At 64.7% G+C, this 14103-nt stretch carries 15 protein-coding genes; 5 read left to right on the top strand and 10 right to left on the bottom strand.

The annotated features are described in order from the left end of the window. Positions 1-24: 24 nt before the first annotated feature. From FEV53_RS02315 to FEV53_RS02285, 7 genes are all read right to left on the bottom strand, one after another. A complete protein-coding gene (locus tag FEV53_RS02315) occupies positions 25-1272 on the bottom strand; it encodes a formate dehydrogenase subunit gamma (RefSeq protein ID WP_142833209.1) in 1248 nt (415 codons plus the stop codon). A 74-nt stretch (positions 1273-1346) separates the two neighbouring features. Continuing rightward, positions 1347-1940, bottom strand: coding sequence for a formate dehydrogenase FDH3 subunit beta (gene fdh3B, locus FEV53_RS02310; RefSeq protein ID WP_142833208.1), 594 nt, complete (start codon positions 1938-1940; stop codon positions 1347-1349). A gap of 12 nt (positions 1941-1952) precedes the next feature. After that, on the bottom strand, positions 1953-4850 hold the full coding sequence (locus tag FEV53_RS02305; protein WP_142833207.1) for a formate dehydrogenase subunit alpha: 2898 nt from the start codon (positions 4848-4850) through the stop codon (positions 1953-1955). Between the two features lie 81 nt (positions 4851-4931). Then, the gene (locus tag FEV53_RS02300) at positions 4932-5123 is read right to left on the bottom strand and encodes a twin-arginine translocation signal domain-containing protein (RefSeq protein ID WP_142833206.1); all 192 of its coding nucleotides are present in this window, start codon (positions 5121-5123) and stop codon (positions 4932-4934) included. Positions 5124-5183: 60 nt separating this feature from the next. Next, positions 5184-5807, bottom strand: coding sequence for a TorD/DmsD family molecular chaperone (locus FEV53_RS02295; protein WP_142833205.1), 624 nt, complete (start codon positions 5805-5807; stop codon positions 5184-5186). After that, a complete protein-coding gene (locus tag FEV53_RS02290; RefSeq protein ID WP_142833204.1) occupies positions 5804-6391 on the bottom strand; it encodes a DUF3306 domain-containing protein in 588 nt (195 codons plus the stop codon). The genes FEV53_RS02295 and FEV53_RS02290 overlap by 4 nt, the downstream gene beginning before the upstream one ends. Next, the gene (locus tag FEV53_RS02285) at positions 6388-6951 is read right to left on the bottom strand and encodes a DUF3305 domain-containing protein (protein ID WP_342778258.1); all 564 of its coding nucleotides are present in this window, start codon (positions 6949-6951) and stop codon (positions 6388-6390) included. The genes FEV53_RS02290 and FEV53_RS02285 overlap by 4 nt, the downstream gene beginning before the upstream one ends. 303 nt (positions 6952-7254) lie before the next feature. On the opposite strand from FEV53_RS02285, the gene FEV53_RS02280 reads away from it, so the two are divergent. From FEV53_RS02280 to FEV53_RS02260, 5 genes are all read left to right on the top strand, one after another. Beyond that, on the top strand, positions 7255-9195 hold the full coding sequence (locus FEV53_RS02280; protein ID WP_142833203.1) for a 4Fe-4S binding protein: 1941 nt from the start codon (positions 7255-7257) through the stop codon (positions 9193-9195). A gap of 97 nt (positions 9196-9292) precedes the next feature. Then, a complete protein-coding gene (locus FEV53_RS02275) occupies positions 9293-9484 on the top strand; it encodes a DUF6494 family protein (protein WP_142833202.1) in 192 nt (63 codons plus the stop codon). 3 nt (positions 9485-9487) lie between these two features. Further along, positions 9488-10543 carry an Mrp/NBP35 family ATP-binding protein gene (locus FEV53_RS02270; RefSeq protein WP_142833201.1) on the top strand — a complete coding sequence of 352 codons (1056 nt, stop codon included), beginning with the start codon at positions 9488-9490 and terminating at the stop codon, positions 10541-10543. After that, positions 10540-11253 (top strand): biotin/lipoate--protein ligase family protein, encoded by a 714-nt coding sequence (locus FEV53_RS02265; protein ID WP_142833200.1) that lies wholly within the window; start codon positions 10540-10542, stop codon positions 11251-11253. The genes FEV53_RS02270 and FEV53_RS02265 overlap by 4 nt, the downstream gene beginning before the upstream one ends. Then, positions 11250-11729, top strand: coding sequence for a DUF6505 family protein (locus FEV53_RS02260; protein ID WP_142833199.1), 480 nt, complete (start codon positions 11250-11252; stop codon positions 11727-11729). The genes FEV53_RS02265 and FEV53_RS02260 overlap by 4 nt, the downstream gene beginning before the upstream one ends. 3 nt (positions 11730-11732) lie before the next feature. Here the strand turns inward: FEV53_RS02260 and FEV53_RS02255 are convergent, their stop codons facing one another. The 3 genes from FEV53_RS02255 to FEV53_RS02245 are packed head-to-tail and all read right to left on the bottom strand — an operon-like array spanning position 11733 to position 13947. After that, complete coding sequence (locus tag FEV53_RS02255) at positions 11733-12536, bottom strand: ABC transporter substrate-binding protein (RefSeq protein ID WP_142833198.1); 804 nt, start codon at positions 12534-12536, stop codon at positions 11733-11735. After that, on the bottom strand, positions 12533-13246 hold the full coding sequence (locus tag FEV53_RS02250) for an ATP-binding cassette domain-containing protein (protein WP_142833197.1): 714 nt from the start codon (positions 13244-13246) through the stop codon (positions 12533-12535). Before FEV53_RS02250 ends, FEV53_RS02255 begins: the two co-directional genes overlap by 4 nt. Next, entirely contained in the window at positions 13243-13947 is a 705-nt protein-coding gene (locus FEV53_RS02245; protein WP_142833315.1) for an ABC transporter permease, read from the bottom strand. Before FEV53_RS02245 ends, FEV53_RS02250 begins: the two co-directional genes overlap by 4 nt. Between the last annotated feature and the right edge of the window lie 156 nt (positions 13948-14103).

Here is a 14103-nt window from a genome sequence, read left to right as displayed (position 1 = left end):
ATCTCTGGGTCAGGGCCGCCCGCGTTATTCGGCGGGCGTACCGGAGGAAGCGTCGGCGGTTTTCTTCTTTTCGTACCAGATGGAATGGTGCTGCTCGGCCCAGGCTTCGTCCACCTGTCCATCTCCCATGGCGTCAAAGGCGCCTTCCATGCCCAGCGTGCCAATGTAGATGTGGCCGAGGATGATCGCCATCATGACAAAGGCGACAATGGCGTGCCACGACTGGGCAAGTTGCATCTCTTCCTGCGGCGCGAGCTCACGGGGCAGAGGATCAAGACCAAACAGACCCGGCAGTCCCAGATCATTTATGATCCCGAAGGTCTTGGCGAAGAGGGGCAGCTCAAAGGGAAAGAGCAGCGAAAGACCCGACAGGGACAGCGAGCCCCCGAGCAGGATGACCGACCAGAAGATGATCTTTTGGCCCGCGTTGAATTTCTTGGCCGGAGGGTGCTTGTCCCCGAAGAGACCACCGCCTTCGGCAACCCATTTCAGGTCTAGCCGGTCGGGAATATTGTGTGCGACCCAAAGTACGAACACCACGACGAGTGACAGCATGAAGGCCCAGGACACATTGTCGTGGATGTATTTAGTGCCCTCCAGAAGGCTGGCATTGGCGTCCTTTCCAAAGGTCGGCGCGATGAACTTGCGGCCGATGAGGGACAGGATCCCGGTGATCCCCAAGAGGATAAAGGACCCCGCCAGCACCCAGTGTGACATGCGCTCAAAGAACGCAAAGCGCAGGATCGTTGTGCCTGTCTTCCCTCCCTGGATGGGGACGCGGCCACGGAGCAGGTAGAAAAGGGCTAGCAGGATCAGCATCCCGCCGAGCGCCCAGAGGCCATAGGTCACCAGCGGGCCTTCGCGGAAGGACAGCCAGCGCATACCGCCATCCTGAATGAGCACCCGCGCCGTGTCGCCGCCCGCAGATACCGAGACAGAATCATGCCCGTAGCGCAGGGCACGCCAGATCTCACTGTCGCTCTCGCCACCGCGGGGGGCGAGCTGGCCGGGGAGGTTCTCGGTCGGCGCGTCGCCAATCTCGCTGCGGCGGAAACTGTCATCGATCTTCTGCTGGTTTTGCCGCGCAAGGATATCCTCAAGCGTCTGCGCTCCGCCGGTCGCTGCGCGCGGATCGAACCCCTCCATCTCCGGATTGGCAATTTCGGCATTCATGGCGCCTTCGACCGCGCCTTCGCCGCCATCTGCGGTCTGCGCGGCGACCCCGGTCACGGAGAGAAGCGAGACCAGCAGGATAAAGAACAACTGTTTCATAGACGTCACGACCCTCCCACAGAAAAGACGAAAGAGGGCGCAAACCCGCGCCCCCGTCCCGGATTTAGAAGGCGTCAGCCGCCTTTGCGCTCATAGGCGGTGCCCCAACCCCAGGCGCCCGAGCCAAAGCCGCGCGCCACCACACGCTCGCGGTAGATGTCGGAGACTTCGTCCCCGTCACCCGCGAGCAGCGCCTTGGTCGAGCACATCTCGGCGCAGATCGGAAGCTTGCCCTCGGCCAGACGGTTGCGTCCGTATTTCTGGAACTCAGCCTCGGAGTTGTTCTCCTCGGGGCCGCCCGCGCAGAAGGTGCATTTGTCCATCTTGCCGCGAGAGCCGAAATTGCCGGCCTGCGGATATTGCGGCGCGCCAAAGGGGCAGGCGTAGAAGCAATAGCCGCAGCCGATGCACAGGTCCTTGGAGTGGTGAACGATGCCATCCTCGGTCTGGTAGAAGCAGTCCACCGGACAGACCGCCATACAGGGCGCGTCCGAACAGTGCATGCAGGCCACCGAGATCGAGCGTTCACCCGGTTTGCCGTCCTGAATGGTCACGACCCGGCGGCGATTGATGCCCCACGGGATCTCGTGCTCGTTCTTACAGGCCGTCACGCAGGCATTGCACTCGATGCAGCGTTCGGCGTCGCAGAGAAACTTTGCTCTTGCCATCGTCTTTCCTCCTTACGCCGGCATGATCTTGCAGAGAGTCGCTTTGGTCTCCTGCATTTGCGTGACGCTGTCATAGCCATAGGTCTGTGCTGTGTTGGTGCTTTCGCCCAGCACGTAGGGGTCGGCGCCTTCGGGGTATTTGCCCCGCCGGTCCTCACCCTCGAAATGGCCGCCGAAATGGAAGGGCATGAAGGCCACGCCTTCGCCCACCCGCTCGGTCACCATGGCCATGACTTTGACCTTGCCGCCCTCGGGACCTTCGACCCAGACCTGCGCGCCATCCCGAACACCGATATTATTGGCGTCGCGCGGGTTGATCTCGACGAACATGTCCTGCTGGAGCTCTGCCAGCCACGGGTTCGAGCGCGTTTCGTCCCCGCCGCCCTCATATTCGACCAGACGGCCGGAGGTGAGGATGATTGGGTAATCCTGGCTGAAATCCTTGTCCTGGATCGATTTGTAGAGCGTCGGCAGGCGGTAGAATTTCCGGTCGTCATAGGTCGGATAATCCGCCACCAGATCGCGCCGGTCCGTGTAGAGCGGCTCACGGTGGACAGGCACCGGATCGGGGAAGGTCCAGACGACGCAGCGAGCCTTGGCGTTGCCGTAGGGGGCGCAGCCATGCTTGATAGCCACCCGCTGGATGCCGCCCGACAGGTCGGTTTTCCAGTTGGTGTTCGGCCCGGCGACGGCGTCAATCGCCTGACGTTCCTCGTCGGTCAGATCGCCGTCCCAGCCCAGATCCATGAGCATCTGCATGGTGAATTCGGGATAACCGTCCTGAATTTCCGCGCCGGGGTTCGAGACGCCTTCGGCCAGCAGGTTCTCACCCTCCCGTTCCACACCAAACCGCGCGCGGAAGGGCAGGCCGCCCTTCGCCACCGGCGTGTTGATGTCGTAGAGATTGGCGGAGCCCGTATGCTTCATCTCGGGCGTGCCCCAGCAGGGCCATGGCAGACCGTAAAATTCACCATCCGCCGGACCACCATTTGCCCGCAGGGTCGTGCGGTCGAAGGTATGCTGGTTTTCCATGTGCATCTTCAGACGCTCAGGGCTCTGGCCCGTGTAGCCGACGGTCCACATGCCGCGATTGAACTCGCGGGTGATGTCCTCGACCACCGGTGTGATGCCGTCGTCCTCAAGCTCGATGTTGCGGAACAGCCGGTCGTGGAAGCCAAATTTCTTCGCGAAATGGCCGATGATCTCGTGATCGGGCTTGCTCTCGAAGATCGGGTCCACCACTTGCTCGCGCCACTGAATCGAGCGATTGGAGGCGGTCACAGAACCCGTCGTTTCGAACTGTGTACAGGCGGGCAGAAGGTACAGGTTGTCCGTCCGGTCCTGCATCACCGCCGAAACGGTGGGATGGGGGTCGATCACGACCATCAGGTCGAGCATCTCCATGGCTTGCTTCATCTCGCGACCACGGGTCTGCGAGTTGGGCGCGTGGCCCCACAAAACCATGCCCCGCACCTTGTCCGGGTTGTCCATGTTGGCGGGATCTTCGAGGACGCCGTCGATCCAGCGCGAGACGGGAATGCCGTTCTCGTTCTGGAGCGACTTCTCCTTGCCATCATCGCCGGTGATCTTGGCGAAACGACCGTCCAGCCAGTCCTTTTCCTCGCCCCAGACCCGCGCCCAGTGGGCCCAGGCGCCATCCGCGAGGCCATAATAGCCGGGCAGGGTGTGGGACAGAACGCCCAGATCGGTCGCGCCTTGCACGTTGTCATGGCCACGGAAGATGTTCGTGCCGCCGCCGGCAACACCCATATTCCCAAGAGCCAACTGCAGGATGCAATAGGCGCGGGTGTTGTTGTTGCCGGTGGTGTGCTGGGTGCCGCCCATGCACCAGATCACGGTGCCGGGGCGGTTATTGGCCAGCGTGCGGGCCACCCGCTCCAGCTGGCTGCCGGGCACGCCGGTGACGCGTTCAACCTCTTCCGGGGTCCACTTGGCAACTTCGGGGCGGATTTGGTCCATGCCCCAGACGCGGGTGCGGATGAACTCCTCATCCTCCCAGCCATTTTCAAAGATATGCCACAGGATGCCCCAAACCAGCGCCACGTCCGAGCCGGGCCGCAGGCGGACATACTCATCCGCATGGGCGGCTGTGCGGGTAAAGCGCGGGTCGCAGACGATGAGCGGCGCGTTGTTCTCTTCCTTGGCCTTCAGCAGGTGCTGGAGCGAGACGGGGTGCGCCTCGGCGGGGTTACCTCCGATGATGAAGATCGCACGGCTGTTATGGATGTCGTTGTAGCTGTTGGTCATGGCGCCGTAGCCCCATGTATTCGCCACACCGGCCACGGTCGTCGAGTGACAGATCCGCGCCTGATGGTCGACGTTGTTCGTCCCCCAATAGGCGGCGAACTTGCGGAACAGGTAGGCCTGCTCGTTGTTATGCTTGGCGGAGCCGAGCCAGTAGACGCTGTCCGGGCCGCTCTCGTCGCGGATCTTCATCATCTGGTCGCCGATCTCGTTGATCGCCTGCTCCCAGGAAATGCGTTTCCACTCGCCGCCTTCCATCTTCATCGGGTATTTCAGCCGCCGCTCACCTTTAGTGATCTCGCGGACCGCGGCACCTTTGGCGCAGTGGGCACCGAGGTTGAACGGGCTGTCCCAGCCGGGTTCCTGACCGATCCAGACGCCGTTGGAAACTTCTGCCATCACCGTGCAGCCCACAGAGCAATGGGTGCAGACCGATTTCTTCGTCTCCACATTGCCCATTGCGTGGGCTTCTGCCTTGGCTTGCGTGACCGTGCCGCCCGTTGCTGCGATAGCCGAGAGCCCGCCAATGGCCAGCCCCGAGCCGCGCAGGAAAGCCCGCCGATCCACCGAAGCCCGCCCGACATCGGCGAGGATGCTTCCCCGCTGCCGCCGCCGGCTCGTTCCGTTCGTCTTTTTCCTCAGCATCCGTCTGTTCCTCCCTGCCTGCGACCGAAATCGCGCGCCCGGTTTGTCATGGCTCCGCTTTGAACACCCCTCATCAGGGACTCAGAAGCGCGCCGCTTTGTAATAGGCGCGGGTCTGCGCCGTGTCCTGAAGACGCGCGTTGTAGTGGTCGGTCTCCGTCTCAGAGGCCTCGGCCTCGGTTCCGGCGGTTGCAGCCACAAGAGCCGCCGCAGGGGCCGCGCTGCCCGCCAATTTCAGAAAATTACGCCGGTTGGTGCTGTCTTTTTCCGTCATTCCGAGGGTCTCCCTTCGTTCCTGTCAAGGACGGCCGAGCCGTCCGGTTCCCTGCGGGTCTCACGCCCCGCCATTTTTGTCCTGCCCATCAAGGCGGAACCCCTCCGCCTCAATCGCCACAAACAGCCGCCCGAGACGACCGACTGGCGCATAGAACTGCGCGGTCTTGGCCTCTTCGAGATCGGCAAAGAAGTGACCCGCCCATGGGGCGATGTGCCGGGCAAAGAACTCTTTCTGCTCCGATAGTGTCGCAGGCGGTCCAAAGCGACCCACGATCATCGCGCCCATCGACTCCATAAGGCTGGCGATGCTGTCCTCGGGTTCGAACACCGTGTCGGCCCGCGCAAGTCCGAGCCGCGCCATGTCCTGCCGCACCAGCGCCAGCGGCTTTTCGTGCAAAAAACCAGTGAGATAGTAGCTTGCAAAAGGCAGCAGCTCGCCCCGTCCAAGCCCGATAAACAGCGCGGTGAACTCGCGTTCCACCTTCGCCGGGGTGGTTTTGCGCGCCTCGGCGGTCAGGGCTGCGATGGCCGCACCGATCTCGGTGTCATCGCCCGTCAGGCCCGCTGTCTGATCGATCAGCATCTGATCCGCCGGACGCGCGAGCAACAGCCCCAGAAAATTGTAGAGATCCGCACGGGCGCGATCCACGTCATCAATAGCGTGTTGAGGCATCGCGGTCATGCGGGCGCTCCTGTCGGATCATCGAAGTGGAACCGCATCCGCCGGGGCGGGGGCGTCGCTGCGTCAGCGTCCGGGGCCGCGAATTGGGCGACCACAACCGGCTCTGCCTGTTCCGGCGCAACCTCGGAGGGGAGATCCTCCGGTGGCGCATCCTGCGCAGTCTCGACGCGCTCGGCGCGCTCTGCCTCCAGCGCTTCGATCCGTTTGAACATGCCCCGACCGACCTCGTAGGCGGTCTGCAAGGCGGGCATCACGGTCGCGGCATCGGTGTAATCGTCCGCGTAATCCAACAAGCCATCGGGCCGGAACTGCGCCGGGTTCAACCGCCAAAGCCGCCGGATCGCGCGTTGCTTCAACCGTTGGGGCAAGGGATGCGCCAAAAAACCGCGAATCGCTTCGGCGCTATCAAGCGCTTCAGGTTCGGGCAATTCCAGCCGCGCGAGGATCTCCGCATCCGGTTCAGCGTCCAGCGCGGCCTGCGCATGCTGATCGCGCTGCGCCGACTCCTCGGCGGACACTGCGCGCTCTTCCGCGGCGACAGCGCTCTTGCGGCGCGACCAGAAATCTGTGCGGGTCGCCGTCATCCGAGCCGCGCCTTTTGCAGACCGGGTGAGGCGTAGACATCGCTGGCCTTGGCCACACGCGGGTCGCCTAACCCGTCCTGCCGTGCATCGGTCCGCAATCGGTCCCGGCGGCGTTTGACGAAGGGCTCTTCGGCGTGGTGTGTGGCGATGAAATCCCTGACCCAGGCAATCACGCTGTCCGGCATCGGGAGCTTCTCCACGATGTCATCGCCGTTATCCGCGTAATCCTGCGCTTCGTAGGGAGATGCTGTCACGAGAACCGGCTCAGGCGCGGCGTTGGGGGTACTGATGCGCAGCACACAAAACAAACTCGGCACCGTCTCACAGAGCGCCATGGCGTAGGCTTCTGTATCGGCCCCATGCAGCTCCAGTGTGAGCGTCGCCGCGTGGAAGTCGATCACATCTCCGTCCCGTCGCAGTTCGCGCCAGCTCGCGTCACCTGCGCCTGGCAAAATGCCGACAGCCTGCCAGACCTGAGTGGCCCAACGGGTCACACCGGGTTTGCGGCGGACCAGAATGCCCACCGGCATGGACCCATAGCGAGCTGGGTTGCGGTACACGTTCCTCCTCCTCCCGGGATACGCGGCGAGACCGTTGATCGATCCTCGATAAGGTATCCGTTTTGCTTTCCGCTTACATCTTGATGGGGAATTATAGCGCTTGGCAAGTCTCTGGCGAGCTATCGCGACGTTTTTGCAGCCCAGAGGTGTGCGTAGGGTGGCATCGCGCTCTGGAAGTTGTCTAATGCCCCTTTTCGCTCGTCGTCTTTAGGTCGCGCCGGTCCAAAATCGATTGAGCCTCCGGTGGGATCGCGCTTAGGCTCCGGCGAGCCGGGCTGACCGGCGCGGCAAACGGGGGGAATTATGGCGCGAATTTGGGTGACGTGCGACTGCGCAGGAACGCAGACAATCGATGCGGACCGCCTCGGCGCTGCCACGGGTGAGACTGTCCGCCCGCCGTGTTCTGCCCTTTGTACCGACCAGATCGGGATCGCCGCCAAGGCGCTGGAGCAGGGCGATGCGGTGATTTGCTGCGCGCAGGAGCGCCGTGCTTTCGAGGATCTGGCCGAGGAGATCGGCGCCCCGGCCCCGGCCACGGTGGATCTGCGCGACAGGGCCGGGTGGGGCGATGGCGCGGATGCGACGCCGAAGATGGCCGCGCTGATGGCTGAGGCGCTGCTGCCCGCGCCGGTAGAGAAGACCATCGATGTAGAGAGCGAAGGTCTGTGCCTGATCCTCGGCGCGCCGGAGGTGGCGCTTTCTGCGGCGGAGGCGCTGAAGGACCATCTGGGCGTCACAGTTCTCCTCGACGCTCCCTCCGAGATTCCCGAAAGCCGGGATTTCGACGTGGTGGCCGGGCGGCTGCACGGTGCGACAGGCGCTCTGGGGCGATTCGAGGTTCGGATCGATGCGCTGAGGCAGGTGATCCCCGGCGGTCGTGGGGCACTTGGCTGGAGCAACCCGCGCGATGGCGGGCGGTCCGAGTGCGATGTGATCCTCGATCTGACCGGGGGAACGCCGCTTTTCCCGGCCCATGAAAAGCGCGACGGCTACCTGCGCGCCGATCCCGCCCGTCCCGAGGCTGTGGCGGCCGCGGTACTGGCCGCGTCGCACATGACGGGAACGTTCGAGAAGACGCTGCATGTCAGAACCGAGCCGCTCCTCTGCGCCCATGCGCGGGCTGAACAGACGGGCTGCACGCGCTGCCTCGATCTTTGCCCGACCGGCGCGATCCTGCCTGCGGGGGATCATGTGACCATCGATCCCCATATCTGCGCAGGTTGCGGAGTGTGCTCGGCGGTCTGTCCCTCGGGTGCCGTGAGCTTCGACGCGCCACCGGTGGATCACACTATGCTCCGGGTTCAGACGCTGGCGAGGAGCTGCCTCGCCGCCGGGGGCACCGCGCCGCGTCTGCTTGTCCATGACGCCCATGGGGCCGAGATGATCCGCCTCGCAGCGCGGCACTTCAAAGGCCTGCCCGCTGACGTGATCCCGCTGGACATGGTCTCCCTCGGGGCCTTTGGTCATGCCGAAGCGGTGGCGGCGGTGGCGGCGGGGTTTGCCAGCGTGGACTGGCTGCCGGGACCTGCTGTGGATCTGGACGCCCTGACGGCTCAGGCGGAGCTGGCCGCCGCCATCGCCGGCGCGGATCGGGTGCGGGTAATCAGCACCACCGATCCCGAAGCGCTTTGCGATGACCTGCGGCATGGCGCCCCGGACCCGGTCAAGGAGCCGGTGCGCCCATTGGGCAGCCGCCGTCAGATCACCCGGCAGGGCGCGCGGGCGCTGCACCCTGAGGACACGGTTCTGCCCCTTCCCGAAGGCGCGCCCTATGGGGCTGTACTGGTGGACACCGATGCCTGCACGCTTTGCCTGTCCTGCGCGGCGCTGTGCCCGTCCGGGGCGCTGGGCGATAATCCCGACCGGCCCGAGTTGCGCTTTCAGGAGGATGCGTGTCTGCAATGTGGTCTCTGCGCGACGATCTGCCCCGAAAACGCTATCACGCTGGAGCCGCGGCTGGACCTGTCTCAGGCGGCGCTCGGCCAACGGGTGCTGCATGCCGAGGAGCCCTTTGCCTGCATCGAATGTGGTGCGGAGTTCGGGGTGCGCTCGACCATCGAGCGGATCACTGAAAAGCTCAGCAGCCACGGGGCTTTTCAGGGTGAGCGGCTCAGGATGATCCAGATGTGCGACACCTGTCGTGTCAGCGCCGAGATTCTGTCCCGCGACGATCCCGATAAGCTCGGCGAGCGGCCAAAGCCCCGCACCACCGCCGATTACCTGTCAAAACGCCGCGATCATTGAGAGACCGGGGGCGGTTCCGCTCCGCCTCCGGACAGCCTATATCGGGGCAAACGCCGTACACAGCGGTGCACAGAGGCTCAGGCAAGGAGACCCTCCCATGAGTGACGATTTCAACATGTCCATGCGCAAATTCCTCAAACAGGTGGGCGTCACCTCCCAGCAGGCCATCGAGGAGGCCATGCGAGGGGCTGAGACGGGCGGCAAACGCTATCTAGCCAAGGCGGTCATCACCATCGAAGAGCTAGATCTCCGGCATGAAGTGTCCGGCGAGATCAGCGGACAGGAGTAAACCATGAGCCGTGAAGCCGTCATTGAGGCGCTGAAATCCGTCAAGGGGCCCGATGGGTTCGATATCGTCTCGGCGGGCACCGTGCGGGCCTTGCAGGTCGAAGAGGGCAAGGTGCGCTTTGTCATGGAGATCGACCCGGCGCAGGCCGAAGCCTACGGGCCGGTGCAGGCGCAGGCCGAGGCAGCGGCAGGGGCCGTCGAGGGGATCTCGGGCGTGTCCGTGGTCCTGACCGGTCACAGCAACGCCGCGCCCCCGGATCTGAAACCCAAACGTGCGGCTGAGCCCAAGGGCCCGGAGAAAATTCCCGGCGTGGCGCGGATCATCGCGGTCGCCTCGGGCAAGGGCGGTGTGGGCAAATCCACCCTCTCGGCCAATCTGGCCTGCGCGCTGGCGCAACAGGGGCGGAAGGTGGGGCTCCTCGATGCCGATGTCTACGGGCCGTCGCAGCCCCGGATGATGGGTGTCACCGGGCGTCCCGCATCCCCCGATGGCAAGACCATCCTGCCCATGCGCAACCACGGCGTCACCATGATGTCCATCGGCCTGATGGTGAACGAGGATCAGGCGGTGATCTGGCGTGGGCCGATGCTCATGGGTGCGCTGCAGCAGATGATGATGCAAGTGCAATGGAGGGCGCTGGATGTGCTGATCGTGGACCTGCCGCCGGGGACCGGTGACGTGCAGATGACGTTGAGCCAGAAGGCGCAGGTTGACGGCGCCATCGTCGTCTCGACCCCGCAGGACGTGGCGCTGCTGGACGCGCGCAAGGGGATCGACATGTTCGATAAACTGAACGTTCCTCTCCTCGGGCTGGTGGAGAATATGAGCACCCACGTCTGCTCCAATTGCGGCCATGAAGAGCATATCTTCGGCCATGGTGGCGTAGCGGCGGAGGCAGAAAAGCTGGGCGTGCCGCTCCTCGCCGAAGTCCCCCTTGACCTGAAGATCCGGCTGGCTTCCGATGGGGGTGTGCCGGTGGTGGTCTCGGCCCCCGACAGCCGGCAGGCGAAGGCCTATCAGGACATCGCGGCGGCGCTGGTGGCGCGCGGCGCGGCGTGATCCCGCTGGGTCCCCTCGATCTGCCGCCGCTCCTCTGGAGCGAGGCGGCAGAGGCCAGCGCCCGGGGCCATGCGCTGGCCCGGGCCGCAGAGGGATGCGAAGCCGGGATGGTGACGGCGTGCTCGGATGGCGACCTGCTGGAGGCTGCGCTGGTTCTGGCCCCGGAGGTCCCGCTGGCCGAGGCGGCGGCGATGCTACCGCTCTGCGCCGTCGGCTTGCAAAATGCGCTCGGCGCGCTGGCCCCGCCTGAGGTCGCGGTGCATCTCGACTGGTCGGGTGCTGTGCGGCTGAATGGCGGGATCTGTGGAGGGTTGAACCTTACCGCCTCAACCGCGGATCCAAACGTCGAGCCCGACTGGCTCGTGGTTGGTCTGCACCTTGATCTGCGGCCGCAGACCGACGCGCCGGGTCTCACGCCGGAGCGGACGACTCTCTGGGCCGAAGGCTGCGGCGATATTGCACCCGCTGATCTCGTCTCCGCCTGGGCCCGGCATACGCTGTGGTGGATCACCCGCTGGGAAGACCCCGAGGGCGCGCGGGCGCTGCACACCGAATGGGCGGGGCTAACCCATGGGTCTGGAGACCCGCTGAGCGTTTCGGGGCAAACTGGCACCTATCTCGGTGTGGATGAGCGGTTCGGACTGCTCCTGAAACAGGGGCCGGATACCCGCCTGATCCCGTTGACCGATCTGTTGGAGGACGCACCATGAAACTCGCCCGGGCGATCCATTTCGACGAAAGCGACCAGCGGGTCTACGCGTCACCTGCGCGCACTGGGGAATGGTGCATCTCCGGCGGGTTCGAGTTCTCCAACTGGGGTGAGGCTGAACTGGTTGGCAAAGCGCGGCAGGCCTTTGCCAACGGCTGGCTGGGGCTGGAAACCGGGGGGCGGGTGACCTTTGTGGCGGTTACGGTATTGGAGCCGTCGGAATTGGAAGAGCTGACCGATCTTCTGGCCCGGCATTTCGTCACCTGGTACGGCGCGCCGTCGCCTGAAGCCGCCCGACCGGTCGCCGAAGAAGAACTGCGACAAATGCAGGCGCTCTGCGACGATCACGAGCCGAACACGCTTCTGACTGTCGCGCGCGAACTGACCGAGGCCGGGGTGCGCGAGAGCTACCGATATATCTCCCCGCGCGGGGCTGAGCTCGATATGGTGGCTGTGCATGGCAGCCTCGACGAGTGAGGCTTACTCGGCGTTGAAGGTGAAGAGCTGTTCGCCTTCGATCTCGTAGCCGTCGATGAGCACCTTCGCTCGGTCGGAGGTCAGCCAGCCCTCCAGCGCCATGGCCGCGTCCTCTTTGACATGGGGGTGGTGTTCGGGGTTCACGGGCAGGTAGGCATACTGGTTGAACAGCACCGGGTCGCCGGAAAAGAGCAACGCCAGATCGCCTTTATTGCCGAAATTCAGCCAGCTTGCGCGGTCCGACAGGATGTAGGCACCCAGCCCCGACGCGGTGTTCAGCGCCGCGCCCATGCCCGCGCCCACGGGTTTGTACCACGCGCCGAGATCACCGGCATCCATGCCGGCCTCGGCCCAGAGCGCCTGTTCCTTTTTGTGGGTGCCGCTGTCATCGCCGCGACTAATGAAAGGTGCTTTGGCCTCCGCGATCCGGGCCAGAGCTTCCGCCGCATTCTTGGCGGTTCCGATTCCTGCGGGGTCCTCGCCGGGGCCGATCAGGACAAAATCGTTATACATGATCTCCCGCCGGTGGGTGCTATAGCCCTCGGCCACAAAGGCGTCTTCGGCTGCCCGGGAATGGACGAGGATCGCGTCCACATCCCCTGCTTCGCCGAGCCTGATCGCCTGACCGGTGCCCACGACGAGGAGTTGCACCTCCAGATCCAGATCTTCGCGGATCTCGGGCAAGAGGACTTCTGCCAGACCTGAATTGTGAAAAGACGTGGTCACCGCGAGGCGCAGAGTCTCGGCGGCCAGCGCGGGCAGGGCTGTCAGGCTCACGAGCAGGGAGAACAGCAGGCGGGCGATCATTCAATGATATCTCCTCTGAGAAATGCCGCAGCCTCGGGTGTGCCGGGCGCGTCGAAAAAGGCCAGGGCCGCCGCGGTCTCGTGTACCCGTCCATGGAGCAGGAACACGACCTCGGTGGCGAGCCTGCGGGCCTGTCCCATGTCGTGTGTCGACAGGATCAGACGTGTCCCTGCGATGCTGGCCTCGGTCAGGATCGTTTCGATCTCGCGGGTGGACCGGCCATCCAGCGCGGCAGTCGGCTCGTCGAGGAACAGCACCTCCGGGCGGGTGATCAGGGCACGGGCCAGCGCCAGCTTTTGCCGTTCGCCGCCGCTCAGCACGGTGGCTTGGCGGTCGGGCATTCCGCCCAGACCCACGCGACCGGCCCAGTCCAGCGCCTCGGCCCGGGCGTTTTTGCGGGACTGACCCCGCAGGCGCAGCGGGTAGGCGATATTGTCGAGAACGGAGCGGCGCAGGACCACCGGTGTCTGAAAGACAAAGGCGATCTCATGGCGCACCTCCGCCAGAGGGCGCGCCCAGGAAATCTCGCCCCCGGCCAGCCGTTCGGTGCCATGCATGAGCCGCAGCAGGGTCGTCTTGCCAGCGCCGTTGGGCCCAATCACCACGGTGGCGCCGGGGCTGTTGAGGGTCAGATCGACAGGGCCGACCAGCCGCTTGCCCCGGCGGCGAGCCTCGGCGCCAGAGAGGCGGAGGGGCAGGATAGCACTCACCAGCGCGCCTCCCGCTCGGTCCGTGTCAGGGCGTGGATGGCGAAGTTGATCGTCACCGCCAGTGCGATCAGTACAAAGCCAAGTGCCAGCGCGAGGGCGAAATCGCCCTTGCCCGTCTCCAGCGCGATGGCGGTGGTCAGGACACGGGTCGCGTGCTCGATATTGCCGCCGACGATCATGATCGCGCCGACCTCACCGATGGCCCGGCCAAAGCCCGCCAGCATCGCGGTCAGCAGCGCGCGCCGCGCGTCCCACAGTAGCGTCGCCATTTTCTGCGTCTGGGTCACGTTCATCGAAATCAGCAGGTCGTGATACTCGCTCCACAGATCGCGCAAGGACTGGTGGGCGATACTGGCAATGAGGGGCACGATGATGATCACCTGAGCGATGATCATCGCGCCGGGCGTGAACAGCAGGCCAAGCGCACCGAGCGGTCCCGAGCGCGACAGGATCACGTAGACCACGAGCCCGACGACTACGGGCGGCAGGCTCATCATCGCGTTCAGGATTGCGATCACCGCCCGCCGCCATCGGAACCGCCGGACGGCCAGGAGGGCGGCGAGGGGCAGGGCGATGAGGCCCGCAATGACCAGTGCCGTCAGCGTCACCCGCAGGGAGCGCAGCGCGATCTCCAGTAGATCGCCATCCAGCGTGATCAGCAGCATGAGTGCCTGCCTGATGCCCTCCCACAACTCCGAAATAACGCGGCCTCCCCGATGTCTCCCCGGAGTGATCGCCTGTGGGCGCGTGGGATTCCAGTCGAAACTGCGCCGCCGTCCGGTGTTGTGCAAAGGGTACGGACAGCTTTGCGGGCGCGGCGGTTGCAATCGGGTCTCGCGCGGGCGGGGAAACCTCGC

Source organism: Palleronia caenipelagi (assembly GCF_007004065.1).
Lineage (GTDB): Bacteria > Pseudomonadota > Alphaproteobacteria > Rhodobacterales > Rhodobacteraceae > Palleronia > Palleronia caenipelagi.
This window is presented reverse-complemented; position numbering and strand designations above follow the sequence as displayed.